This is a genomic window from Achromobacter sp. GbtcB20, from assembly GCF_019091095.1.
Lineage (GTDB): Bacteria > Pseudomonadota > Gammaproteobacteria > Burkholderiales > Burkholderiaceae_B > Achromobacter > Achromobacter mucicolens.
In genome coordinates this window covers 1-230 of sequence record NZ_JAGXJZ010000977.1, presented here as the reverse complement: position 1 = coordinate 230, position 230 = coordinate 1, and the positions used below count along the sequence as shown (strand labels likewise).

Sequence of the window (230 nt, the reverse complement as noted above, 5' to 3'; positions counted from 1 at the left end):
GGCCTGAAACCCCCCACCCGACAGGAACCGCCATGTCCGCCCCCCTGACCCCGAGCGCCATCCAGGCGCATCGCGCCCACGCGCCCGGCACGCAAAGCTCGGTGCAATTCAATCACGCCGGCGCATCCTTGCCGTTCACGGCCTCGATCCAGGGCATTCACGCGCATCTGGAGCGTGAAGCGGCGCAGGGTCCGATGGAAGGGGGCGTGGCGGCGCGCGACCTGACCCGA

The 230-nt window shown here is 70.4% G+C and carries 1 pseudogene; it reads left to right on the top strand.

From position 1 onward, the window contains the following. Positions 1 to 32: 32 nt before the first annotated feature. Positions 33 to 230 (top strand): annotated as a pseudogene (locus KVT32_RS31900) (aminotransferase); the annotation flags it as partial.